The following is a 25530-nucleotide window of genomic DNA, read 5'->3' as shown; positions in this document are numbered from 1 at the left end:
AACCAAGCGTCGACGATTGCCGCACTGCGCTCGCTGGACTGCGCTCGACGCACAGCGCTCGCCGGATTACCCCTCGCCGAGGAGGGCGCGCGCGTTGTCGTGCATGATGAGCCGACGCTCGGCCTCGTCGAAGGGGCCGAGTTCGATCTCGAAGTCGAGCGGCAGCGCCACGCCTTCACCATGGGGCCAGTCGGAGCCGAACAGGATGCGCTCAACCCCGATGAAGTCGGCGAGCTTGCGCAGGTCCTCCTCCAGGTAGGGCGTGACCCAGATGTGGTTGCGCATGGTCTCGACCGGGTCCTCGGCGAAGACCCACGGGGTCTGGTTGGCCTGCTTGCGCAGGTGCTTGGCAAGCACGTGCATCCAGTCGCTGCCGTTTTCGATGGAGGCGATGCGCAGGCTCGGGTGACGGGTGAACACGCCGTGCAGGATCATCGATGCCACCGTGTCCTGGATCGCCCGGTCCGAGGTCATGACCCGGGCGAGCGGGTCGGCCTTGCCAAACCCGAACTCGCTGCTCGCACCCCAGGCCGAGGAGAAGCGGGCGTCATATCCGCTGTCGCCGAGGTGGAACGCGACCGGCACGTTCGCCTCCGCGAGCGCAGCCCACACCGGATCGTGGGCCTTGTCACCGAGCGAGCGGCTGGTGCCGTTTGGCGCGGGAACCGGGGCCGGCCGCATGTGCACGACGCGGGCGCCGTGTTCGAGCACGTAGGCGACCTCGGCGAGTGCCGCGTCCGGATCGGCGAGTGAGATCATCGGGGCGGCGAAGATGCGGTCCTGATACGCGAAGCCCCAGTCCTCGTCGAGCCAGCGGTTGAACGCGGTGAGGCTCGCCATCGTCGCGTCGACGTCGCCCTTGAGCGCCTCCTCCACGCCACATCCGAGCGTCGGGAACATGAGCGCCGCGCCGAGGCCCTGCGCATCCATCACCGCAAGGCGCTTATCGCGGTTGCGGTACTCCTCGCGGAGCGGCTCGACCTGCATCAGCGTTCGGGGATCGACGCCCTCGGGGATCTGCCCACGAAACAGCGGGTCGAGGCAGCCGGGAACGATGATCGGGTCGAAGGTCGGATTCGGGATGAACGAGTTGACCTTGCCGCCCATCAGCAGCTTCACCCGCTTGCCGTCATTGACTGGCTTGACGCCGCGGTCCTTGAACTTCGGGTCGAGGTGACGGGTGAACGCGTCGAGCGCCTCGTAGTAGTGGTTGTCCGCGTCGATCGGTTGCGTGGTGTCGACCATCGTGAATCGCTCCCCCTCAGGATTGGTGTGGAGTGCCAAGCGACGCTCCGGTAACGCCGCTATACCTGAAAGTAAAGTAGCACTTTCCACTCGGTTGGGCGAGGTTGTGGACCAGTACGGCCACCACCCGCACGGCGGGGTTGCCTACGAAGCCCCGCTTGGGCATATTATTGTCCATATGGATATTATTGTGTCGATTGGCAGGTGAGCTTGCTGTGGACGTCTCCCACCCCATCAGATCCGTCATCCCGTCGGTCCACGGCGACGTACTCGCCGTGCTCGCGCGCACCGACGTCCCACTTACTGGGCGCGGAATCGCTCGACTGACCGATGGGGTCAGCGACTCCGGTGTGAAGAACGCGCTTCGCGCGCTCACCGCCGCGGGGATTGTTCTCGTCGAGTCCCATCCGCCCGCCAACCTGTATCGACTCAACCGTCGCCATCTCGCGGCCTCGGCCATCTCCGAGCTAGCAACGATGCGTTCACGACTCATCGACGCCATGCGCGAGCACATGGCCACTTGGGATCCGGCCCCTTGGGGAGCCTGGCTCTTCGGGTCGACGGCTCGTGGAGACGGCTCAGTCGAGAGCGACGTTGACGTTCTCATCGTTCGCCCCGACACCATCGACGAGACCGACGAACGATGGACTGATCAGCTCAACCGATTCATCGACGATGTCGGCGCCTGGACCGGCAACGCGTGTGCCGTCGTCGAATACACACGCAGCGAGTTCGAGCGCCTTCCTGCAACCTCCCGGCGACTCTTCAACGGACTCACATCCGACGGAATCGCCCTCACCGGGCAGCGGCTTCCGAGCGCTGCCCCGGCACGGTCGGCTGTATGAGCGCCCTCAGCGACGCGCGGGCACACCTCGCGAAGGCCAGAGAATTTCTGACTGCTGCTGAGCTGAATTTGGACCTCGAATTCTTCAACGTCGCTGCGTCTAACGCCGTCATCAGTGGAATCAACTCCAAGGATGCCGTCTGTATGCGCCTCACAGGGACAACGGCGAAAACGGAGAACCACGCTGCCGGCATCGCCGAGCTTCGTGCCGCAGGCGGTAGCGGACCTCATGCGGCCCGCACCAAGCAACTTGCGATCACACTCGGTCGGCTACTGAAACTGAAGAACAGGTCCCAATATCAAACCGTCGACATCGCGCGCACCGACGCTGTGAAGGCTGTCGAGTGGGCACGGAAGCTGTTGGACGGGGCGGCGGTCATCGTCGCCGAATAGGCCACCGATACTCAGCCGCCGTACAGCGCCACCAGCCTTGGCGGCAGGCGCTGCCGCCAAGCGCAGCGGCTGCCGAGCGCCGCCCACCTACACTCGCCACGTGTCGGTGTTCACGACGATCGGGCGGGAGAACTGGGTCGGCGAGAACGACCTGGCGTTCGCGATCCGCGATCGCTTCGCCGTCTCGCCCGGCCACACGCTCATCATCACCAAGCGGGTGACGCCGACCTGGTTCGACGCAACGCCCGAGGAGCAACGGGCGATCTTCCAGCTCGTCGATCGGGTCAAGGCCGACCTCGATGCCGAAGTCCATCCCGATGGCTACAACGTGGGGTTCAACGCCGGCGCGGCGGCGGGTCAGACGGTCGATCATCTCCATGTCCACGTCATCCCGCGTTTCGACGGCGACATGGACGACCCGCGCGGCGGGGTTCGCCACGTCATCCCGTCCAAGGGCAACTATCTGGCGGACGCCACCCTCGAGCCCGACACCGTCGAGCCGCCCAGCCACGACCTCGTCACCACGCAAGGTCGTCGAATGCTGCTGGAACTGCTCCGCTGTTTCGCGAACGACGAGTTCAACCGCATCGATCTGCTGGTGAGCTTCGTCAAACGCTCAGGGATCAAGCACCTGCTGCACGATCTCGATCGGGCCGTCGCCAACGGCGCACAGGTCCGGCTCCTCACCACCAACTACCTCGCCATCACCGACGCTCGCGCGCTACGCATCCTCCTCAACCGGTCACAAACCGGCGAAGGCGTGACAACACCTACGGAGCCCGCTCGGGGTTCGCTCGAGATCCGCGTCTTCAACGATCCCTCGACGAGCTTTCACCCCAAGGCGTACCTGTTCACCTCCGACGAGGCTGCGGTCCGCGTCGGCTTCGTCGGCAGCAGCAACCTCAGCGACTCCGCGCTCACCAGCGGCGTCGAATGGAACCTCCGCACCCGCGACACCGCGGTGCTCACGTCGGAATTCGAACGCCTGTGGTCTGATGGCCGTTCGGTGGTGCTCACCCACGAATGGCTTGTCGGCTACGAGGCGTTCCAGGCTGAGCGCGCCGGACTCCCCGCCCCCGCTTCGAGTTCCGGTCCCACTGCTTCGACCCTGGATGTCGACATCGTCGAGGACGAAACCCTCGAGGACGTCCCCGCGCCCAGGGGTGTGCAACCCGACGTGCTCGCCGCACTCAGCGCCACCCGCCTCGACGGCCACCAGGCCGGCCTCGTCGTCATGGCCACGGGGCTCGGCAAGACGTGGCTGGCGGCCTTCGACGTCGCAGAGGTCAACCCGACGCGAACCCTGTTCGTCGCCCATCGCAAGGAGATCCTCACCCAGGCCCGCGACATCTTCGCCCAGGTGCTGCCCGACAAACGATCCTCGCTGTGGGTCGACGGCGAACGGGACCTCAGCGGCGACATCGTGTTTGCCTCGATCGCGGGGCTCGCCGGCGTGTTGCCCCAACTCGACCCGGCCGCCTTCGACTACGTGATCGTCGACGAGTTTCACCACGCCGATGCACCGTCGTATCGACGGCTGCTCGTCCGCCTTCGGCCCCAGTTCCTCCTCGGCCTCACCGCGACCCCCGAGCGGGCCGACGGCGCGGACCTGTTGGCCCTGTGTTCGGACAATCTGGTTTACGATGTCGGGCTGCGAACCGGTATCGAGCTCGGCCTGTTGGTCCCGTTTCGCTACCGCGGCATCGTCGATGTCGCCGACTACACCCACATCCCGTGGCGTTCGCGGCGCTTCGACATCGACACCCTCTCCGCCAGCCTCGCCACCGAGGCGCGAGCCCAACAGGTGCTGGATGAATGGCACGCCATCGGCGGACCCGATCGGCGCGCCATCGGGTTTTGCTGCAGCGTCGCGCACGCCGAATTCATGGCCGAGTTCTTCACGGCCCGCGGAATCGAGGCCGTCGCTGTGCACGGGACCACCGCCTCCTCCGCGCCGCGCACCGAGAGCCTCGAGCGGCTTCGTTCCGGCGACCTGTCGATCATCTTTACCGTCGACCTGTTCAACGAGGGCGTCGACATCCCCGAAGTCGACCTCGTGATGTTCCTGCGACCGACACACTCGCCGGTGGTGTTCTTCCAACAGCTCGGCCGTGGCCTGCGAACCGCCGATGACAAGACCCACCTCGAGGTGCTGGACTTCGTCGCCAACCACGAGGCCACCGCGGTCAAGATCCAACTCCTTGGCGAGCTTGCCGGCATCGACACCCTCAGCACCGCCGCAACGCTGCAACTTCTCGCCGCACGCGACAGCCTCGACCTGCCCCGAGGTTGTGAGATCGCCCTCGACCTGGAGCTGATCGAGGACCTCTCCGCGCTCTTTGATCCACCGTCTCGCACCGAACGGGCGATCCTGGCGCTCGAGGCGCGCGCCGCTTCCACACCGAACCATCGACCCACCGCACTTGAGGTGTCGCTGATGACCGGGGAGGCGCATCGTTTCAAGGAGCTCGGCGGATGGTTCGGGTTCCTGAACGAACAGGGGATGCTCACGCCCGAGGAGTACCGCGTGTGGACGCAACATCGCGACTTCCTCGTGCACCTCGAACATGGGGCCTACACGCGCAGCTACAAGTTGGTGACGTTGCAGGTGCTGATTGGCGCCGACGCGTTGGGGGCCGGGCTGCCGCTCAGCGAACTCGCGGAGGGGGCCATGTGGTTGATGAACCGCCACCCCCGCCTCGCCGCCGACTACGGCAACGCCAAGACCGATACCGCCGGCTGGCTCGCGCACTGGAAGAGGAACCCGGTCGCCGCATGGACGAACCCGGGCGCTCGTGGCGAGGCCTTCTTCGCCGCTGACGAGACCTGGTTCCGCCCCACCTTCCAGATCGACGACGTGGAGGTCGACACCTTCACCGACATGACGAACGAACTCGTCGAGTACCTCCTGCACCGCTACCTGGCGCGCTCCGACGGCGGCCGTTCGTGAGCGGTCGTGATCATCGCGGGTGAGCGCCAGAACGATGCGGGCGCCGTCACCCAACTCTGGAGTACTCCGGCGACATTCGGTGTCGTCTGAATACTCCAGAGTTGAAGCATCGAAACAACAGACGATTGCGCCCCCCCGGCGTCAGGTGTCCGGGACCGGTCACGGTCAGTGGTCGTGGGTACCGTGAAGCTATGGACCGTGCAGCAGTTTTCAGAGCAACCGCGCTCTTCGAGCGTCGTGGTCAGCTGGACCGGGTCGAGGCTGGTGAAGAGGCAGCAAGCCTCTGTCTCGCTCGCGCACAGGATCGACTTCGCGCCGCACAGGTCCTGATGGCGGCAGAGTTGTGGGAATCTGCGTTTACGACGGCGTACGACGCCTACCGCACCGCGGCCGATGCAGTGGCCCTCTCTCTCGGCTTCCGGGTGCCCGCGACCAATGGCGCCCACCGCATCGCAACCGACATCGCCCACGCCGCGCTGCATGCAACAACTCAAGCGTTTGCGACCACCGCTGCTGAACGGTTCCGCCGCGAACGCCACGAGTCGGAGTATTTCGATCCAGCACGACCAATCGACAAGACCATGGAAGATGCTGCGTGGGCGCTTGACCTTGCCGCGGGCGCCGTCAACGCAGTTGCTCGCTCACTCTCACGAGGCTGACGTCGCAAACTTGAGCGGGACCGAAACCATCGGCCGCGCCGTGACCGTGTCGTGAAAGGATCCGTCTCCGCTCTCAAGCCAGTCCGCCGCCCTGACCGTGATCTGAACCGGACGGCCCAAACGCGGTTCCACTCGGCCGATCGCTTCGTAGAGTTCGTCGCGGTTCGGATCACCGAGCACCAACACGTCGATGTCTGCGACCGGACGTCGTCCGCGACCCCCATCGTGACGGTCAGCCCACGAGCCGAACACAAAGGCCTCAGACACCCCGGCGACAGAGCCCAGGGCCTCCCCGAGCACGGCCGGGACGCCGAACGCTCGCACCAGCACCTGAGAGAGCCCTTCGAAGTAGGGACTCTCACTGTTCGCACGTACCAACCTCGTCTTACCAACCCGCCGCGACACGACCAGCCCGGCTTCCTCAGCGCGTTCAATCTCACGGTGGACCGACGGATACGCCACATCTAGTCGAGCGGCCAACTCGGTGAGGCTCAGCTCGAGTTCTGGGTCGCCGAGTAGGAGGGCGAGGATGTTGGCTTGTTGCGACGAACGAAAGATTGGAAGCAACGAGGGCGTTCCCGACATATCCATATTTTGAATGATATCTCTCATTACGTGGATATGTTTTGTCGACACGACAGGCCCACCGCCAACGCGGCATAAACGTTGAAGCGCTACTCAGGCGCGGCGGTCGTCTCGATGTGTATCCGCAACGCGGGCGTGTCGACCTTGCCGCTTGCCAGCAGCGGCACCGCTGCGGAGTCGTCGGTGAGGACCCAACGGGTCGGCACCTTGAACGCACTCAGCCGACCGCGGACCGCAGTGCGCACCTCGTCGAGGGACAGCGAGGTCACCACGAGCGCGCCGACCTCCGGCCCGCGCCCGGGCGTACGAACCTCACCCACCGCGGTGACCGCCGCGGCTCGCACACCGGGGATGCCGCGCAACGCGGCTTCGACCTCGCTCGGATACACCGTCGCCCCGCTCACCTTGAACATGTCGTCGAGACGACCGTCGTAGAACAGGTAACCATCGGCGTCGAGACGGCCGAGGTCACCGGTTCGATAGAACCCATCCGCGGTGAACACCTCGCCGCGGGTCTTCCCGCAGATCCCACGCATGAGGTGCGGGCCGCGAAGCCAGATCTCCCCCGACTCGCCAACCGGCAACGTCACACCGGTCTCGGGATCGGCGATCACCACCTCGGTGCCGACGAACGGTCGGCCACAACTCCCCCAGGCGTTTCTCGCCATGTCGGTGTCGAGCCGATCGCCGCAATATGGCCCGCCGGATTCAGTCATCCCGAACAGGTTCGCCCTCGCCCCTGGCGACGGCCGGCGCTCGGTGGGCAGCACCGCAGCGAGGCTCCCGTCACCGAGCAGCGACAGGTCCGTCGACGCGAAGTCGGGATGCTCGGCCAGGCGCGCCGCCTGATCGGGCCACCCGCGAAACAGCGTCGCACCCTCACGCTCCAGCAACGCCAGCGTCGCAGATGGCTCCGGCTGGGCCTCGGTCAACAGGGTGGCCGGCGCGACCAGCGCACTCAACAACCCGCCGCAGAATCCCCCGGTCCAGAACAGCGGCATCGGGATGTACAACACCTCACCCTCACCAACGCACCGCGCCTCCAAGCCGGCGGCGGTTGCTCCCAGGATCGACCCGTGGGTGTGAATGGTTCCCTTGGGCAACCCCCGACTTCCCGAGGTGAACAACACCACCGCGTCGCTCGCAGGCCGAACCGCCGCCTCGAGCGCGTCGACGATCTCACCGTCGACGGGTGCGGGCAGCGCGGTGTCCAGCGCATCGATCTGCCACTCCGCCCGCAGTGCGGGCATCTCGACGTGACGCTGGCGCACATCGAGGCTGGCGAACAGTCCCGGCGCCTCCGACTCCAACTCCTCGAGCATGCGGCGACCGCGGAACTCGCTCACCGCGACCAGATGCGTGACCGACGCGATTTCGAGTTGTTGGCGCAGCTCGCTAGCCCGCAACAACGTGCTGAGCGGAACCAACACCGCACCCACCCGCATGACCGCCGCGGCGACCACCGCCCACTCCACGCTGTTCGGGGCGAGCAACCCGACCCGCGACGATCGAGCCACCCCGCCGGCCACCAGCCGTGCCGCAAGCTCGCGACTTCGCTCGTCGAGTTCGGCGTGAGTGACGGCCTCGGCGTGGGTGACGGCCTCCACCCCGTGTGCGCTCTGGCCCACCACCGCACGCATCGTGCCGAAACGTTCGGCGTTGTGTCGCAGCAGTGCGCCGAACGTCCTCGGAGCGAACTCGGCGGCCACCTCAGCTCGACGCCGCGAGCAGCGCCTTGAGCGCGCGGGCATCGAGTTTGCCGCTCGACATCATCGGCACGTCCGCGTCCGCGAGGAACACGAAGCGCTTTGGCACCTTGTACGCGGACAGACGCTCGCGCAACGACCGAACGAGTTCGTCGTGATCCGGTTCGGATTCGCCGACCGGCAACCGCACCGCGGCGACGACGAGTTGCCCACGATCCGCATCGTCGATCCCCACGACGTGGGAGACGAGCCCGGTCGCATCGAGGATTGCCGCTTCGACCTCGCGGGGCGCCACGTTCGCTCCGGCGGTCTTGATCATGTCGCCGTGACGTCCGTGGAAGAAGTGGAAACCCTCGTCGTCGATGTGGAACAGGTCGCCCGTGCGGAACCAGCCGTCGGGGGTGAAGGTCTCGGAGCGGGTCCGGCCGTAGTACCCCTCCATGAGTCCGGCGCCGCGCAGCCACAGCTCCCCCGTCGCTCCGGTCGGGCATTCGGCGCCGGTGTCGGGGTCGACGATGCGGCTTTCGAACCCGGGCACGGTCTTGCCGAACGACCCCCGCCGATGCTCGGGCTGATCCGATTCATCGGGCCACATGAGACACACGCTCGCGGTCTCGGTCATCCCCAACATGTTGTGTCGCAATTCCGGATCCGCGGGCTTGATGTCGGCGGGAAGGATCGGCCACAGGTTGCCCCGACGAATCGAGGTGAGGTCACGCCCCGGGAAGCTCGGGTCCTTGGCGAGATGGGCGACCGCGGCGGCAAATCCGTTGACGAGGGTGGGCCGGGTCCGCTCCAGCAGGTCGAGCACATCGCTGGCGGCAGCCGCGTTGGAGGTCACGATCGTGGCGCCGGCGATGAGCGCACCCACGAGCGAGAAGGCGAACCCGCCGATCCAAAAGAACGGCGAGTTGGCGAAGTGGACGTCATCCTCGGTGAACCCACGGAACTCGTTGAGCACAGCGACGTGGCCGAGCAACGATCCCTGTTGGTGGATGACGCCCTTGGGTGCGCTCGTCGACCCCGAGGTGTGCACGATCACCATGCGATCGGCAGGCGTCACCCGCACCTCGAGCGCGGCGAGCAGTTCGTCAGACAGTGCTGCTTCAGACACTGCCGCTTCACCGGCTGCGAGCGCCGCTGCCACCTCGACATCGGCGCCGATCTCGACCCGCCGAAGTGACGGCACCGTCGGTGCCAATATCGGCCGGTGCCCAATCGGGGTGACCTCGCTCAACACCTCGGCGAAGTCGCGACCGCGGTGGCCGGTGGCCGCCAGGAGGATTTCGATGTCGGCATTCGCGATGAGACCCGTCAGTTCGTTCGGCGTCGAGAACGTGCTGAGCGGCAGGGTCACGGCACCGATGCGCGCCGCCGCCAACCATCCGACGACGAACGACGCACCGTTCGGGTAGAGCAGCCCCACGTGGGTGCCCTTGCCAGCGCCGATGCCGACGAGCGCCTTGGCCAACGCCGCGGAGCGTGCCTCGGCCTCGGCGAAGGTCAGCACCTCGTCGTCACAGATCAGAAACGGGTGATCGCCTCGTGTCGCAGCGCGCCGAGCCAACAGCACGGGAATGGTCGCCAGTCTGCTCATACGATCTCCCTTGCTCGCAACCCGGCAATCGCCGCGGCGTCGTAACCCAACTCGGCGAGGATCTCGTCGGTGTGTTCCCCCAACAGGGGCGCCCGATGGCGGATCTCCCCCGGGGTCTGCGACATTCGAAACGGCGTCTCGATGATCGGCACTCCCCCGTCGACGCCGGGAAACTCCGAGGTCCGCAGGTAGCCCATCGTGCGAATGTGTTCGTCGTCGAGCACATCCTGGGTCGTGTACATCGGTGCGGCGGGCAACTTGGCGGCCTCGAGCGCGGCCATCACCTCGGCCTTCGTCTTGCCATCGCACCAGGCCTGGGTGAGGTCGTTGAGTTCGTCGCCGTGCTCCCAGCGCAGGTCGTCGTCCGCGAAGCGGGGGTCATCGAAGAGGTCGAGACGGTCGACGAGTCGACACCAGCGCTTGAACATCGGTTGACCGGCGATCTGCAACAGCACCCAGCCGTCGGACACGCGGAACAGGTCACACGGCGCAACCGAGGTCCCCCGGTTCGCCACCCGCCCCTTGTCGACGCCGAGCACCGCACGCTCCGCGACCATGGCGTTGCTCATCATCAGACAGGTCGACAGCAGCGACCCCTCGACGTGTTGGCCCTGCCCCGTGCTGAGCCGGTGATACAGCGCCATCATCACGCCGATCGTCATCGTCATCGCCGTGCCGAAATCGGCATAGGGCACAGCGGTGCGAATCGGCAGATCGGGCAGTCCCTGGCGACTCACCGCGCCCGACAGCATCTGGCCGGTGCCGTCGAAGCCGATCCGGTCGCTGTAGGGGCCACCCTCGCCGTACGCGGTGGCGCTCGCCAAGATGATGTCGGGCTTGATGGACCGCAGCGTCTCGTAGTCGAGCCCGTTCGCCACCATCGCCGCCGCGGGCATGTTGGCCAGCACCACATCGGCGCCTTCGACCAGTCGGCGGGTGATGTCGGCGCCCTCCTCGGTGGTGGTGTCGAGCGTGAGCGAGCGTTTGTTGCGATTGCACTGCAGGAAGGTGGCGCCCTCTCCGCTCGGGGTCACCGACTGAACCCAGCGGTCCTCTCCCCCGTCGCGCTTTTCAACCCGGATCACCTCGGCGCCCATGTCGGCGAGCATGCCGCCACACCACGGCGCCGCGATGAAGCGCCCGAAGTCGATCACCCGGATGCCTTCGAGGACCCGCTGGTTGGATGCGGCCGGGGCCGCTGAGTAATCACGCTGCATCGCTCATCGCCCCTTCGGCATGCCGAGGATGCGCTCGGCGATGAGGTTGCGTTGAATCTGCGAGGTGCCTGCGGCGATCGTGTTCTGGAAGGCCCACAGATACGAGTGCACGAGGCGGGCCTCCTCGGTTACGGGATCGGCAGAACCCAACGCCCGACGACCCAGCAGCCGCATGCCGAGCTTGGCGATCTCCTGGCCGGCCTCGCTGTAGCCGAGCTTCACCGCCGAACCGAGCGGCGAGGGCAACCCGGTGGCCTCGGCCTCGGTCACGCAACGTTGGGTGACCCGCCACAGCCCGTCGATGCGAGCGTCGAGGCGGCCGACCTGACGCTGCAGGCCCGCATCGTCCCACCGACCCTCTCGTCGAGCCAACGCGACGAGGCTTCGCAGCTGCGTGCGCAACGTGATGATGTGTTGCGCGAAGGCCGTGCCGCGCTCGAAGCGCAGGGTCACGTTGGTGACTCGCCAGCCATCGTTTTCGGCCCCCACCAGGTTCTCGACGGGGATGCGCACGTCGTCGAGGAACATCTCACAAAAGTGGCTCTCCCCGTCGATGGTGCGCATGGGTCGTACCTCGACGCCGGGCGTGCGCATGTCGAGAATCAACCACGAGATGCCCTTGTGTTTCGGGGCGTCGACATCGGTTCGAACGAGCAGTTCGCAGTAGTCGGCGACGTGGGCACGGGTCGACCAGATTTTTTGACCGTTGACGACGTAATGGTTGCCGTCGCGCACCGCCCGGGTCCGCAGCGAGGCGAGATCGGACCCCGCCGAGGGCTCGGAGAACCCCTGGCACCACACGGTCTCGCCGCTCAGGATCTTGGGCAGGTGAAACGCCCGCTGTTCCTCAGTCCCTTCCGCTATCAGCGTGGGGCCGGCGTGTGCCGAACCGACGAAGTTGATGCCCACATACGGCGCGCCCGACGCCGCATATTCCTCGAGATACACGAGTTGTTGAGAAGCGGGCAGGCCCCGACCTCCGTACTCCACGGGCCAGTTCAGCCCGGCGTACCCACCCTCGTACAGCAGGCGCTGCCATCCGGTGTCGTAGGCGCGGCGCACCTCCCAATCGCCTGGTGGAGGCGGCGGACCGTAGGCGGCGATCGCCTCGTCGAGAAAGGCTCGTGCCTCGCGACGGAAGGCCTCGTCGGCATCGGAGTAGCGAAGATCCATGTCAATCGTCTCGTCGTGAAGAAGGTGGAGAAGGTCTGGGTGAAGAAGGTCCGGTTGAGGCAGGCTCGGGGGCGGACTCGGCGGCGGACTCGGGGGCCGGGTCGGCGAAACGCTCGATGAGTTCGGCGAGGTTGGCCTTGCCGGATTCGGTGCGTGGCAGGGCGTCGACGAGGTGAATCTCGGCGGGCAACTCATAGCGGGCGAGGCGAGGTTCGAGGAACGCGATCAGATCTTCGGCGTCGACCCCCGATGCGGCCTCGCGCAACTCGACCACGGCGACCGGCACGGCCCCGAGTCGCTGGTCGTTGCGGCCGAACACCGCCGCGGCTCGCACCGCCTCGTGCCGTTCCAGCGCTGCGCGAACGTCGTCGGGCAGCACCTTGAACCCGCCGCGGATGATCGCGTGATCGCTGCGCCCGAGGACGTAGACGAAGCCGTCGGCGTCGATGCGGGCCAGGTCGGTCGTGCGCACGTATCCCTGATCGCGGATCTGCGGCGCACTGACCTCGAGCACCCCTTCGGCGTCGATGCCGAGCACCTCGCCGGTGTCGGGGTCGACGACGCGCAGGTCATATCCGGGCTGGACCCGGCCGACGCTGCCCTTCTTGGTGTCCCAGAACCGCTCGTGATCCGCCATGTTCCACCCGGCCACCGGTCCGCCGAACTCGGTGGCCGCGTAGGAGATGAGAACCCGGGCTCCGTAGCGGGCGAAGAACTCGTCGCCATCGGCGGGGTCGAGCGGCGCGGTGCCACACACGACCGAACGCAGACTCGACAGATCGGCGGGGTCGGGGTTCGCCTCGAGCACCATGCGCAGCGCAGTGGGAACGAGGGTGGAGGTCGCCGGGCGATGACGACGGACCAAATCGACCCACCCGTCGACGTCGAATCGTTCGAGCATCGCGAACGAGCGCCCGTCGTTCACCGACAACAGCACGCGAAACAGCCCGCCGAGATGGGTGAGCGGCGAGTTCATCAAGGCAACCCCCCGCCGAAGTTGTGGCTCCTCGATCGCAGCGCGGGACTCGTAGTGCTTCGCCCCGATCAGCACGTGTTCGAGGGTGGCGTAACTCAAGTCGATGCGCTTGGGCGGTCCCGTCGTGCCGCTCGTCAGCATGCGTACGGCGATTCCGGGGCGCTGTGCCGGCACCGTCGCCTCGCCGGCGGACCTGGCCACGGTGATGCGTGCGCCGAGATCGTCCACCGCGATGGTGACTGCCTGCGTCGCACCGTTCATATCCGCGAGGTCGAGTGCCGCCAGATCGTCGGAGGATCCGATGAGGATGCCGAGGTCGAGTCCGGCCACATCCTCGCGGGTGCGCTGCGCTCCACGCCCCGGATTGATCGACACCACGCACCCGCCGGCACACAACACGCCGAGCATCGCGCCGACGATGCCCGGGCGGGTGCGCAACAACACGCCCACCTCCACCCCGGCTCCGGGCTCGCCCCCGGCTCCGGGCTCACCCCCGGCCTCGCGCACCGCATCACGCACGGCGTCGACGGTCGCCGCGAGGTCACCCCACGAGTACCAACGCCCGTCGAACTCGATGGCGTTGGCGTCGGGACCGACGCGCAGGACGGCGTCGATGCGTTCGGCGATCGGCGACTCGGTCATCGAATCCGTGGCGTGGTTATGGGCAGCGGGTTCGCCTTCACCTCGGCCATGCCGACCGGGTTGCCGACGCGGGTGTAGATGAGGCCCTGTTGCATCGCGGCGCGATAGGGGCGATCGAGCGATTCCCAGATCGCCCGGACGGTTCCCTGGGTGGCCGAGGACGGCTTCGCGGCGATGCCGGCCGCGATGTCATGGGCGCGGGCCCACAGCTGCTCGCGCTCGACGATCTCGGTGACCAAGCCGATCTCCAACGCCGTGGTCGCGCTCACCCGTTCGTCGTTGCCCATCAGCGCCATGCGCAACGTGTGGGCGAGGCCGACCTTGCGCATGAGCCCCACCGGTTCGAGGGCCGAGACCATGCCGAAGGTGACGTGGGAATCGAAGAACGTCGCCTCGGGGGCACAGATCACGATGTCGGATTCGTTGATGAAATACAGCGCACCGGCGGTGCAGATGCCCTGCACCGCGCACACCACCGGCTTCCACACCTGTTGCCATTTCGGGCTGAGCAACTCGCCAGGATCCTCGTGGTTCCAGATGTCGTCGGGCTGCCCATAGGACCTCTTGGTGTCGAGACCCGCGCAGAACGCCCGATCGCCGGCGGCACGCAACACGACGGCGTTGACCTCGGGATCGTCCTTCACCAGCTTCCATGCCGCCCGCATCTCCTCACACATCGTGCGATCGAAGGAGTTGAGGACCTCGGGGCGATTCAAGGTGATGGTCGCCACCTTGTCGGCGGAGGTCTCATAGAGGATCGTCTCGAAACTCGGGGCAGCATGACCACTCATGATGCGCTCCACTTCGGCTCACGCTTGTCCATGAATGCGGCCGGTCCTTCCTTGGCGTCGTCGGTGCGCACCACCCGTTCCCGGAAGGCCTCGGCCATGATCTCGGCCTCGTTGAGCGACACGTCGAGGCCCTTGCGGATCGCCAGGCGGGTGCCGCGAACGGCGAGCGGCGCGTTGCGATTCACCAGGTCGGCGAGTTCGCGGCCCCGGGCCCACAGCCGATCGGCGGGCACCAACTCCGACACCAGGCCGAGTTCGTAGGCCCGCTGCGCGCTCATGCGTTCGTGGCGGCCGGTCAACGCGAACCGCATGGCGATGCCGGTGGGCAGGACTCGGGCGAGTCGCACCATCTCGCGGCCCGACACGAGCCCGATGCTCACGTGCGGGTCGAAAAACTCGGCGTCGTCGGCTGCGATAACGATGTCGCCCGTGGTCACCCAGTCGAGCCCGGCACCACAGCACAGGCCGTTCACCGCGACGACCGTCGGCTTGGTCATCGAACGAAACGGCGGGGTGCCCTCCTGGGGGGCCTCCCACTGCGGATAGGTCGACAGGTAAGGCTCCTCGTAGATGACCCGGCCATCCTCGGGAATCTCGCCGACGTCGGCACCGGTGCAGAACGCCCGCCCGACCGCGGTGATGAGCAACGTCCACACCTCGGGGTCGCGTTCGGCCTCCCCATACGCGCGGCGCAGCTCGTGGGCCATCTGCGGGCTGATGGCGTTGAGCCGGTCGGGCCGGTTGAGCGTGATGGTGGCCACGCGATCGTCGACCTCGTAGCGGATGGTCTCGAAGTGCACTGTTTGTCCCTCTCGTCCTTCGTCGTCCCTTATCGTCCCTCGAAGCGCGGATCGCGGCGTTGCGAGAACGCGGCGATCCCCTCGCGAAAGTCTGCAGTGCGCGAGGACAACTCCAGGGCCATCGACTCCGCCGCCATCGCTGCACCCAACGTCGACGTGAGCGCCTCGTGGATGCAGTGTTTGGTCAGCCCGAGCGCAACCGTCGGAGCGGCGGCGAGTTCGGCCACGAGCGCGGCGGCCGTGGTGTCGATCTCCTCGGCTGGCGCGCTGCGGTAGATCATCCCCCACGTTGCAGCATCGGCGCCGGTGACGGGCCGGCCGAGCATCAGCATTTCCTTCGCACGGGCAATGCCGATGAGCCGAGGCAGCAACCACGTCGAGCCGCTGTCGGGGGTGAACCCGCGTTTGGTGAACGGCAGCCAGAACCGGGCGTCATCGGCGGCGACGGCAAAGTCGCTCGCGAGCGCGATCTCGCACCCCAGCCCGGCCGCCCAACCGCGCACGACCGACACGACGGGAAGCTGAATCTGGTGGAGCAACTCGATGATGCGATGGGCCTGCAACGGGGTCCGGCGTTGCAGACTGCCCGGGCGCGGCTTGGAGTCGCCCTTGGCGCTCGCGTTCGCTGCAACGACGTCCGCACCGGCACAGAAATGGTCACCGACACTGTCGATAACGATGACCCGTACCGTGTCGCTCGTGCTGGCCTCCTCAAGGGCCGCGACGAATGCGTACTGCTGAGCGAGGCCGAGCGCGCCATTGCGGTCGGGGCGATCGATCGTGATGCGCAACACCGCATCCTCCGCGCCGCCCAGGCCCTCCGTGACAACCCGCACCCCCACCTCGTGCGCCCCAGATCCCAGTTCGCTCACCCGACCTCCCCCGCGAGCGTGCTGACGAGCGCGCCGACCGCCCGACCGACCAGCGCCTCATGGTGCTCGACTGTGCCGAACTCGTTGTCGAGCGCCCACGCCCGCTTGAGCAGGTAGTTCGGCAACATGTCCCACGTGAACCCCATCCCGCCGAGGATCTGCACCGCGGTCGACGCGTTGGTGATCGCCGCGTCCGCCGCCAGCAGCTTCGCGCTCGCGGCGTCGCGTGCCGGTGTGTCGCCCTCGATCGGGTCGTCGAGCACGGCGGCCGCGGCGTAGGTGAGGCTCTGCGCCGAAACGGTGCGCCCGTACATGTCGGCGAGCAGATGCTTCACCGCCTGGAACGAACCGATCGCAGCGCCGAACTGTTCGCGTTCGAGCGCGTAGTCCCGGGCGACATGCAACGAACGATCCGCCACGCCGCTCAACAATGCGGCGCCGAGCACCTTGGCCAGGGTCACGAACCCCTCCACCTCGGCGGCACCCTCGACGATCACCTGCCCGCCTCCCGCGTCTCCCGCGGCGAGACCGTCGAGCCCGTCGAGCCGCGAGATCGTCGCCAGCGGATCGAGGGGTTCGAGCGGTGTCGCCGGCGGCAGCGACGCGACGTCGTGCGCGACGACTCGGTCCCCGTGCACCACCAACATCACGGTCGCGGCGTCGAGGTGCTCCACCAGCGCCGAGCCGTCGACGATGGAGCTTGCCTCGATCCCCGTCACGACGGTCGACCCCTCGGTCACCCCGGCGAGATACGGCGCAGCGAGCACGCTCCACACCAGCGGGCCGCCGAACAGATGCGAGCCGAGTTGTTCGAACACGATCGCCGCCTCGATGACTCCCAGGCCCACCCCGCCCTCGGCTTCGGGAACCATCAGCCCGAGCACCCCGAGTTCGGCCAAGGCCGCCCAGACCTGTGGGTCGACCGCACGCCCTTCGCGCTCCGCAATGAGGTCGAGCGGAACCCGATCGCGGCACAGGCGCGCCACGGTCTGTTGCAGCTCGACCTGCGCTTCATCCAGTCGAAACTCCACTCGGGTCCCTCCCCTTCCCCTCGGATCCACCGCGACGCTTTCACGATCGGTGGTTGTAAACCTCTATAGGTTAAGCCTACGGTCTACACGGCGCTGAAGACAACGCATCGCCGGAGGGGACGACAACATGAGTGACGGAACGGTTCGACTGGAACGCGACGAATCGGCGGGAATTGCCACGATCACCCTCGACAACCCGGCGCGCAAGAACGCATATGACCCACCGATGCGTCGGCAATTCTACGCGTATCTCGAAGAGTTGGCCTACGACGACGCCACCAAGGTCGTCCACCTGCGCGGCGCGGACGGCGTGTTCAGCACCGGTGCCGACATGAACAACGCGTATGCCTGGTACGGCGAAGGCGCCAAGTCCCCGAACGACGCTTCGCCGGAGGCACGCTCCAAGCCCCGGCGCCCCAGCCAACGCCGCCGACTGCTCGTCGATCGCCAGACCTTCGACTTCTACCATTTCTTCCTCGGATTCCCGAAGGTCACCGTCGCCGAGGTCAGTGGCTTCGCGCTCGGCGGTGGGTTCGAACTGGCGCTCATGGCCGACATCGCGGTGGTGGCGTCCGACGCCGAACTCGGAATGCCCGCAACCCGCATGCTCGGCCCGGCGCTCGGGTCGCTCCACATGTTCTTCCACCGCCTCGGCCCGGTCCTCGCCCGGCGAATGCTGTTGACCGGCGACACCCTGGCGGGTGCCGAGTTGGCGCACCTCGGCGTGTTCACCGAGGTCTGCGAACCCGACGAGGTCGCCGAACGGGCAAAGTGGTGGGCGACCAAGGCCTCCAAGATGCCGGCGGATGGCATCGTCATCGCCAAGGAAGCGTTCCGCCTCATCGAGAACCTCACCGCGTATCAGGGCGAGGAGGTGCTCTCGTACATGTTCCACGCCTACGGAACGAACCTTCAGTTCGAACCCGACGAATTCAACTTCGTCAAGGCGCGCTCCGAGCACGGCACCAAGGCCGCCTTCACCATGCGCGACGCCCACTTCGACGTTCCCGAGCCCTCCTGAGCCCAGCCCCGCACCCGCCCGCACCCGCCCGTTCTGTAGGCCCAGCCCCGCACCCGCCCGCACCCGCCCGCCCTCGCCCGTTCTGTAGGTAATCGCGGCGCCTATAGCCACCGCGATTACCTACAGAACCTCGCCAGCGGCCGGCAGAACGTCGGCAGCGGTCCGGCAGCGGCCGGGCAGCGGCCAGGCAGCGGGCCGCGCCTCACGAACGGGCCGAGCCCCACGGGTCGTCCGCGTCGAGGATCTCCTGATCCTCGGCGAGTCGGCGCCCGGCGTGTCGGATTTGTCCGGGGGTGGCCGACAGGCGTGCGACAAGCCCCTGCATGGTCACCCCATCGATTTCGGTCAATGCCTTGCGCTCGCCGAGGTGGGGATCGGCGGCGACATCGGCCATGTCGTAGACGGGTGCCGCGGCGGCCTCGGCAGCGTCGAACGCGGCGAGCACCTCCTCGGCGTTGCGGGCACCGATCCACTCGGCCATCCGCTCGTCGATCAGTTCGCGGTTGGCCACCCGGCCGGCGAAACTCATCAACTCGGAGCGATCGCCGAGTCCGACGAGGTCGAGCACCCGCCTCGCCACCGTCTCGTGACTGCTGCTCACCGCAATCCAGCGGCCATCGGCGCTCTGCCACGTCCCGCGGGGCACCGTGTACGGAATGCCCGAACCGAGTCGCGGCTGGAGATACCCGCTGGCGGCGTACGCAGCGGGCAGCGGCCCCATCGTCTGCAGCAACGTCTCCAGCAGGTTCACGTCGACGACCTGGCCGACGCCGCTGTGAACCGCAACCAACGTGGCGAACGCGGCCGCCATCGCCGTGAGTTCGTCGGTGAGCGCGATCGGCGGCAGCATCGGCCCCCCGTCGGGTTCGCCATTGAGCCCGGCGAACCCGGACATGGCCTCGGCGATCGTGGCGAATCCGGGTCGTGACGCGTACGGCCCGTCCTGGCCGAATCCGGTGATCCGGGTGATGACGAGTCGGGGGTTTCGCGCCAACAAGACGTCGGGTCCGAGGCCGAGGCGTTCGATACCGCCGGGGCGGAGGTTCTCCACGAGAACGTGAGCCTCGTCGACGAGGCGCAGGAGTCGATCGACGTCATCGGGATCTTTGAGGTCGAGCACGACGGCCCGTTTGTTGCGACCGATCAGCTTCCAGAACAGCGAGGTGCCGTCGGGGTCGGCGGGGTCGGCAAAACCCATCGAACGGGTCGTGTCACCTGCGGGCGGACGCTCGACGTTGATGACCGTGGCGCCGAAATCGGCGAGATACCGGGTGCAGCCCGGCCCCGCGACGACGGTGGAGAGGTCGATGACGTTCAGGTCGCTCAGCGGTGTGGACATCGCACAATTCTGGACCGGTGCGGCGCAACCCCGCACGCCTCCAGGCTCCGTGCCGCACCCCTCCAGCCGGTTCTGTAGGTAATCGCGGTTGCTATAGGCACCGCGTTTACCTACAGAACGCCAGAGGGGCTGGCCAGCCGGCCAGAGGCCGGCCAGCCCATACGACGCTCAGAAGTCGGTGCCGCCGTCGACGTTAAAGAGCGCGCCGGTGACATAGGAGGACCGCTCCGACAACAGGTACGCGATCACGTCGCCCAACTCCTCGGGCTGTCCCGGCCGACCGAGCGCGACGTTCATCCCCCACTCCTCGGCCATGACGCGTTCGAGCGCTGTTTCCACCGGCCATCCCCGGTGTTCGGCCACACCCAGGCGCATCGCCGCGAGCACCTCGCTTTCGGTGGCGCCCGGGCACACGCAGTTCACCCGCACACCGTGTGGCCCGTACTCCTTGGCGAGCGCCTTCGACATCGTGGCCACGCTCGACTTCAGTGCGGCGTAGGGCAACTGGCGAGCCTTCGGGGCACGAATCGAATAAGCCGCGGTCGTGACGAGCGATCCTCCCCCACCCTCGATCAGCACCGGGACGACAGCCCGACAGGCCCGCACGACGCTCAACAACACGTCGTCGAAGGTTGCAGCCCACTGCTGATCCTGTGCGCTCAGCAGGTCGCGTTGACCCTCCATGCCGAGCCCGGTCGTCACCGCCACGCCGCGCAGGACGCCGCGCAGCGTACCCGCACCGCCGCCCGCACCGCCGCCGCCAGACCCGCCACCGCCGGCGAAGGCATCGAGCGCCTCGGCGACGACCCGCTCCGCCGCCCCGACTTCGGTGAGGTCGCCCACCAGGCCGATGGCGATCGGCGCTCCAGCCGCACGCAGTTCCTCAGCGGCGCGTTCGGCACGGTCTTGACGCCGTCCAACGACGGCCACGTTGGCTCCGTCGCCCGCCAGCACCCTCGCCGCGGCCAGGCCCATCCCGGCGGTCCCGCCGATGATGAGATAGCTGCGACCGGCAACGCCAAGATCCACGACCCGGCCCCCGTCCCCGTCCCCGGCTCGGCCTAGCGGCCGCGGGGCAGCCCGCAGCGGGTCTGGGCAATGATGTTGCGCTGCACCTCGCTCGAGCCGGCGTAGATCGTCATGCCGAGCGCGTGGCGCATGCCGTGTTCGATCTTGCCGTGCTGCAACGCGGTCGGGTCGAGACGACGACGCAGGCCATCGGGGCCCGCAAGCCCGGCGAGATCCTCGCTGTGACGCACCGCCGCCTCGGTTGAGAACAGCTTGCTCATCGGCCCCTCGGCGACCGGCACGACGTCGATGGACTCCATCCACGAGGCACGGGCTTCGAGGAGTTGCGCCACCTCGAGTTCCGTGGCTGCTTTGATGATGCGTTGGCGGGCGTCGGTGTCGGCGAAGGGGGTCCAGCCGTCGGGTCCCTCCTGGGCCGCCCAGGCCTCGGTGGCCTCGACCAGGCGCCACAGGTGCGGGCTGAACGGGGCCGAATGCTCGTCCTGCAGCGCCAACATGAGCGACGCCCAACCGGCGCCGACCTCGCTGATGCGCCAGCGGTCCTCGACGAACACCTCGTTGTAGTAGGTGATATTCGTGCGTTCACCCGACACGGTGTACACCGCCTGGGCTTCGACCCCTTCGAGGTCCATCGGCAACAGGAACGTCGTCAGGCCGCGGTGGCGCGAGCTTTCCGGATCGGTGCGCACCAACATGAACACGTACTCGGTGAGGTGCCCGTTGGTGGTGAACATCTTCGATCCGTCGATCACCCAGCCGCCGTCGACCGCACGGGCCTTGGCTTGAACCGTGGCGACATCGGAACCGGCCTCGGGTTCGCTCATGCCGAGCGAGATGGTGATGTCGCCGACCATGACCTTGGGCAGGATCTCGTCGATCATCTCCTGAGGGCCGACCTTTTCGATGACCGACGCGACCATCGTCGAGGTGGAGGTGGCGATGATCGGCGCGTCGACCTTGGTGAGTTCCTCGGTGAGCACGTGTGACTGCTCGTGGGTCAACGGCTCAAAGCCCGGCCGCTCCCAGTTGGGCGCGATCCAATGACGTTCGCCGAGCGCCCGGGCGAAGTCGTCGTTGTGCGACACACCGTCGACGTAGATCTGATCCTCGAGCTCCTGGGGAAGGTGCTCGGCCAGGAACTTGCGCACCTCGAGGCGCAACTCGTCGGCCTCGGTGCTCCACGCGAAGTCGAGGCCGTCGGCGACCCTTCCGGCGAACTCGCCCGGAGCGAGCGACGGCCGAGCCGCAACGGGCGACCCGATCGCCCCGTACTTCGCAGCGGCGGCGCGGCGATATGCAACCTCGGCGTCTCCCCACACGCGACTCCACCCGCGCACGCGCCGGTAGTGCAGTTGCACGTCGTATTCCAACATGAACCCGTAACCGCCATGGGTGTGCAGCGCGGTGTAGGTGGCGTGTTCGGCCGAACGAGCAGCGAACGCGAATGCCATCGCCGCCCACATTCGGGCATCGGGGTGCCCGACCGCCAGCGCCCACGCCGCCTTGCGGGCGATGAGCTGGGCGCCGTCGAGGTTCGTCGCGGCGTCGGCGAGCGGATGGGAGATGCCCTGGAAGGTTCCGATCGGTGCACCGAACGCCTGGCGCTCACGGGCGTACTCACACGCGATCGCCTGCGACGCCAGGCCGAGGCCGACCATCGCGTTGGCGGTGAGGGTGAGCCACTCGTCGATCGCCGTTTCGAATCGTTCGACCGCGTCGGCACCCGAGGCCAACTCGATCGCGCCGTCTGCGAGCCGAACGTCGGCAAGCGGGGCGTCGCCGAGGTTCGCAACCGGGGTGCGGTCAGCGTCGGTGACCGTCGCGAGCAACAGTCGATCGCCGTCGAGCACCAACATGGCGTCGCAGATCGCACCCGCGGGCGCCATCGTGGCCACCCCGCCGACGACCGGACGCACGGCGATCGTGAGGATCCGGCTGCCCTCGAGCGCAGCGTTCAGCACCTCGGCAGCGGCACCCTGAGGGTTGAGCCCGGCGAGCAGGCGAGCCGCAACCTGGCTTTCGATGACCGGAGCCGGAGCGCTCGCACGGCCGACCTGCTCGGCGACCAGCGCCAATTCGATCATGCCGGCACCCCAGCCGCCGGCCTCCTCGGCAACACCCATGGGCGTCACACCAACCTCGCCGAGCGACGCCCACAGCGACGGGTCGAATCCGCCCGGTTCGGTCTCGCGGACCGACTCGGAGTTCGACTCCTTCGCGAAGAGCTGCGCGAACGAGTCGATGAGGGCCTGTTGTTCTTCACTGACGCCGAGATTCACGGGCCGAAGTATAGCGGTGGGGTCTGCGGCGTTCCCCGGCGAGGAAAGTGAGACTTTCCTCACTAGGACTACGTGACTACCGTAGAGATCAACGACTCGACAGCACGTCGAAGTGCGCTGTCGACACACCGACACAGGGGGACCACATGCCGCTCGACTTTCCCGTCTGGGATGCCGACAACCACCTCTACGAAACCGAGGACGCGTTTACCCGCCACCTCCCCTCGACCCACCCGAACCTGTTTCGATTCGTCGAGATCAAGGGCCGCAAAAAGCTGATCGTTCGCGACCGCCTCACCGAGTACATCCCCAATCCAACCTTCGAGGTGGTCGCCCCGCCCGGAGCACACATGGCCTTCTACGCAGGGACGAACACCGAGGGCAAGACGCTGCGCGAACTCAGCGGCACCCCGATTCGTTCGGTTCCGGCCTTCCGCAGCCCCGAACCACGCCTGGAGTTGCTCGACGAACAGGGCATCCATGCCACCCTGATGTTTCCGACGCTCGCGAGCCTCATCGAGGAACGCCTCATCGACGATCCCGACCTCACCCAGATTGCGCTGAGCGCGTTCAACGAGTGGCTCTATGACGAGTGGACCTACGACTACCAGGGTCGGATCTTCGCAACGCCGGTCATCAACCCGTGCGTCCTCGATGCCGGAATTGCGGAGCTGGAACGCCTGATCGAGCGCGGCGCCAAGGCGGTGTTGTTGCGTCCCGCCCCGGTCAGTGGCCTGCGCGGCACCCGATCGCCGTTCCTGCCCGAGTTCGATCCGTTCTGGGCTCGCATCCAAGAGGCCGGGCTCCTCGTCGCGTTGCACGCGTCGGACAGCGGATACCAGAACTACCTCAACACCTGGGAGGGCTACAGCGGTGAGTACGTCGCCTTCCAGGCCAAGACCTTCGCGGCGGTGTCCGACGACGGGCGTTCAATTCAAGATGCGTTGGCCTCGGCCATCTGTCACGGGATGCTTACGAGATTCCCGAACGTGAAGCTTTTGAGTGTCGAAAACGGCGGAAGCTGGGTGCCGCATCTGGTGCGCAACCTCGAGCTCGCGTACAAGAAGATGCCGAACGAGTTCGCCGAACACCCCCGCGACGTGTTCCAGCGCAACGTGTGGGTCAACCCGTTCTGGGAGGACTCCCTCACCGGACTCATCGACCTCGTCGGCGCGGAACGGGTGTGCTTCGGCTCCGACTACCCGCACCCCGAGGGCCTCGCCGACCCCGTCGGTTGGAGCGCCGAGGTCGGCTACCTGCCGAGCGAGGACATTCGCCGGGTGATGTCATCGAACCTCGCCGGGCTCATCGCCGCCTGATTCTGGCGTTGGCGTTCCCCCCTCTCGCGTTCTGTAGGTAATCGCGGTTGCTATAGCCACCTCGATTACCTACAGAACGCCCAAGCGGTGGCCTGGGTCAGGTGCGCAACGAGCGCAGTGCCCGCCGGACGCGCTCGACCACTTCCGCCGGACGGTAGAACACGTCCGCGTCCCACACCTCGACGACGGCGAACCCGTCCCGCTCGAGGCGCCTGCGGCGCTCGGCGTCGGCTTGGCGATCACTCAACGAGGCGTGGAACCGCTCGCTCTGGGCCTCGATCACCAGGCGGGTGCCCTCGCAGACAAAGTCGACCCTGCCTGACCACTGCTGTCCACCGAGGTCGACCTGTCTACGCACAGTGAGCCCGGCCTCGGCGAGTACCTCGTTCAGCCGGGCCTCCAGGTTCGATGCTGGTGCGACGTAATCATCGCCGCGGTTCGCGAGGTAGTCCCGCAGCCCCGCGGTGCCATTGCGTCCACGTTCGCCGACCTCCTCGAGGAACCGTGCGATCGAAGGTGCCGAGATGAGACCATGCGACCAGAGTCGATCGACCTGCCGATTCGCCGCGGAGCGATTCAGCGCGAACAGTTGCATCGCCAGCAACTCCGGCCTCACGACGGGGATCCCTTGATGCCGGGTCAGCCACCGCGAAGGAAGATCTCGGACCCGATGCAGGCGCACGCCGGATGCCTTGGATGTCGTGCGGCAGGCGACCGTCACGTGATGGGGTCGAACCGTGTCGGGGTGGACTCCCCACACCCACTGTGCGCTCAGGTGACTGGCGACCGCGCTGTGATGAACGCTGAGCACCGCCACGAGCAGCCGCCGCAGATCGCTGTCTGGTGAACCGACCCGCACGAGGACCCCTCGCGCCGCCAACCGCCACTCACCCGAGTCGACGAGATGACGGATCGCCGCCGGCGACAGGCAACTGCGGCGGAGCTGGCGACAGGTGACGACCCCGTGTTGGCATTGTGAGATTGCGGCGGCGATGCCCGCGCCGGTGCTGACCATGGGTGCACCTTGTGCCAACGGGGCCGGCTCGAACTATGGGGGACGTC

21 protein-coding genes are annotated in these 25530 nt (G+C 67.1%); 6 read left to right on the top strand and 15 right to left on the bottom strand.

Going from position 1 to position 25530, the window contains the following annotated elements:
- Positions 1-66: 66 nt before the first annotated feature.
- Positions 67-1245 carry an amidohydrolase gene (locus tag M9952_12010; GenBank protein MCO5313646.1) on the bottom strand — a complete coding sequence of 393 codons (1179 nt, stop codon included), beginning with the start codon at positions 1243-1245 and terminating at the stop codon, positions 67-69.
- A gap of 197 nt (positions 1246-1442) precedes the next feature.
- Here M9952_12010 and M9952_12005 point away from each other — a divergent pair, with 197 nt between their 5' ends.
- The 4 genes from M9952_12005 (at position 1443) to M9952_11990 (ending at position 6091) form a co-directional block, all read left to right on the top strand.
- On the top strand, positions 1443-2090 hold the full coding sequence (locus tag M9952_12005; GenBank protein MCO5313645.1) for a nucleotidyltransferase domain-containing protein: 648 nt from the start codon (positions 1443-1445) through the stop codon (positions 2088-2090).
- Positions 2087-2482: a HEPN domain-containing protein gene (locus M9952_12000; protein MCO5313644.1), complete on the top strand. Its 396-nt coding sequence runs from the start codon at positions 2087-2089 to the stop codon at positions 2480-2482. Before M9952_12005 ends, M9952_12000 begins: the two co-directional genes overlap by 4 nt.
- A gap of 100 nt (positions 2483-2582) precedes the next feature.
- Complete coding sequence (locus tag M9952_11995; protein MCO5313643.1) at positions 2583-5432, top strand: DEAD/DEAH box helicase family protein; 2850 nt, start codon at positions 2583-2585, stop codon at positions 5430-5432.
- 191 nt (positions 5433-5623) lie between these two features.
- Positions 5624-6091, top strand: a complete 468-nt coding sequence (locus M9952_11990; GenBank protein ID MCO5313642.1) for a HEPN domain-containing protein — start codon at positions 5624-5626, stop codon at positions 6089-6091.
- Here the strand turns inward: M9952_11990 and M9952_11985 are convergent.
- The 10 genes from M9952_11985 to M9952_11940 form a co-directional block, all read right to left on the bottom strand.
- Complete coding sequence (locus tag M9952_11985) at positions 6080-6682, bottom strand: MarR family transcriptional regulator (GenBank protein ID MCO5313641.1); 603 nt, start codon at positions 6680-6682, stop codon at positions 6080-6082. The two genes, M9952_11990 and M9952_11985, sit on opposite strands and share 12 nt — an antisense overlap.
- Positions 6683-6765: 83 nt before the next feature.
- A complete protein-coding gene (locus tag M9952_11980; protein MCO5313640.1) occupies positions 6766-8385 on the bottom strand; it encodes a long-chain fatty acid--CoA ligase in 1620 nt (539 codons plus the stop codon).
- Position 8386: 1 nt separating this feature from the next.
- Entirely contained in the window at positions 8387-9979 is a 1593-nt protein-coding gene (locus M9952_11975; GenBank protein ID MCO5313639.1) for an acyl--CoA ligase, read from the bottom strand.
- The gene (locus M9952_11970; protein MCO5313638.1) at positions 9976-11196 is read right to left on the bottom strand and encodes a CoA transferase; all 1221 of its coding nucleotides are present in this window, start codon (positions 11194-11196) and stop codon (positions 9976-9978) included. The genes M9952_11975 and M9952_11970 overlap by 4 nt, the downstream gene beginning before the upstream one ends.
- A 3-nt stretch (positions 11197-11199) precedes the next feature.
- The gene (locus M9952_11965) at positions 11200-12369 is read right to left on the bottom strand and encodes an acyl-CoA dehydrogenase family protein (protein ID MCO5313637.1); all 1170 of its coding nucleotides are present in this window, start codon (positions 12367-12369) and stop codon (positions 11200-11202) included.
- A 1-nt stretch (position 12370) separates the two neighbouring features.
- Positions 12371-13987, bottom strand: a complete 1617-nt coding sequence (locus tag M9952_11960; protein ID MCO5313636.1) for a fatty acid--CoA ligase family protein — start codon at positions 13985-13987, stop codon at positions 12371-12373.
- Entirely contained in the window at positions 13984-14778 is a 795-nt protein-coding gene (locus M9952_11955; protein ID MCO5313635.1) for an enoyl-CoA hydratase/isomerase family protein, read from the bottom strand. The genes M9952_11960 and M9952_11955 overlap by 4 nt, the downstream gene beginning before the upstream one ends.
- Positions 14775-15578: an enoyl-CoA hydratase/isomerase family protein gene (locus tag M9952_11950; GenBank protein MCO5313634.1), complete on the bottom strand. Its 804-nt coding sequence runs from the start codon at positions 15576-15578 to the stop codon at positions 14775-14777. Before M9952_11950 ends, M9952_11955 begins: the two co-directional genes overlap by 4 nt.
- Positions 15579-15607: 29 nt before the next feature.
- Entirely contained in the window at positions 15608-16450 is an 843-nt protein-coding gene (locus M9952_11945) for an enoyl-CoA hydratase-related protein (protein MCO5313633.1), read from the bottom strand.
- Positions 16447-17481 (bottom strand): acyl-CoA/acyl-ACP dehydrogenase, encoded by a 1035-nt coding sequence (locus M9952_11940; protein ID MCO5313632.1) that lies wholly within the window; start codon positions 17479-17481, stop codon positions 16447-16449. Before M9952_11940 ends, M9952_11945 begins: the two co-directional genes overlap by 4 nt.
- 127 nt (positions 17482-17608) lie before the next feature.
- Here M9952_11940 and M9952_11935 point away from each other — a divergent pair, with 127 nt between their 5' ends.
- Positions 17609-18502, top strand: a complete 894-nt coding sequence (locus tag M9952_11935; protein ID MCO5313631.1) for an enoyl-CoA hydratase/isomerase family protein — start codon at positions 17609-17611, stop codon at positions 18500-18502.
- A 202-nt stretch (positions 18503-18704) separates the two neighbouring features.
- Here M9952_11935 and M9952_11930 read toward each other — a convergent pair whose 3' ends face one another.
- From M9952_11930 to M9952_11920, 3 genes are all read right to left on the bottom strand, one after another.
- Positions 18705-19841 carry a CoA transferase gene (locus M9952_11930; GenBank protein ID MCO5313630.1) on the bottom strand — a complete coding sequence of 379 codons (1137 nt, stop codon included), beginning with the start codon at positions 19839-19841 and terminating at the stop codon, positions 18705-18707.
- 168 nt (positions 19842-20009) lie between these two features.
- On the bottom strand, positions 20010-20870 hold the full coding sequence (locus M9952_11925) for an SDR family oxidoreductase (protein MCO5313629.1): 861 nt from the start codon (positions 20868-20870) through the stop codon (positions 20010-20012).
- A 32-nt stretch (positions 20871-20902) separates the two neighbouring features.
- Positions 20903-23149 (bottom strand): acyl-CoA dehydrogenase, encoded by a 2247-nt coding sequence (locus M9952_11920; GenBank protein MCO5313628.1) that lies wholly within the window; start codon positions 23147-23149, stop codon positions 20903-20905.
- Between the two features lie 146 nt (positions 23150-23295).
- On the opposite strand from M9952_11920, the gene M9952_11915 reads away from it, so the two are divergent.
- The gene (locus tag M9952_11915; protein MCO5313627.1) at positions 23296-24468 is read left to right on the top strand and encodes an amidohydrolase; all 1173 of its coding nucleotides are present in this window, start codon (positions 23296-23298) and stop codon (positions 24466-24468) included.
- Positions 24469-24565: 97 nt separating this feature from the next.
- On the opposite strand, the gene M9952_11910 is transcribed toward M9952_11915, so the two are convergent.
- On the bottom strand, positions 24566-25483 hold the full coding sequence (locus M9952_11910) for a DUF559 domain-containing protein (protein ID MCO5313626.1): 918 nt from the start codon (positions 25481-25483) through the stop codon (positions 24566-24568).
- Between the last annotated feature and the right edge of the window lie 47 nt (positions 25484-25530).

It is taken from the genome of Microthrixaceae bacterium, assembly GCA_023957975.1.
Classification (GTDB): domain Bacteria; phylum Actinomycetota; class Acidimicrobiia; order Acidimicrobiales; family Microtrichaceae; genus JAMLGM01.
The sequence above is the reverse complement of the archived record's forward strand: the minus strand, read 5'-3'. Positions and strand labels throughout refer to the sequence as shown.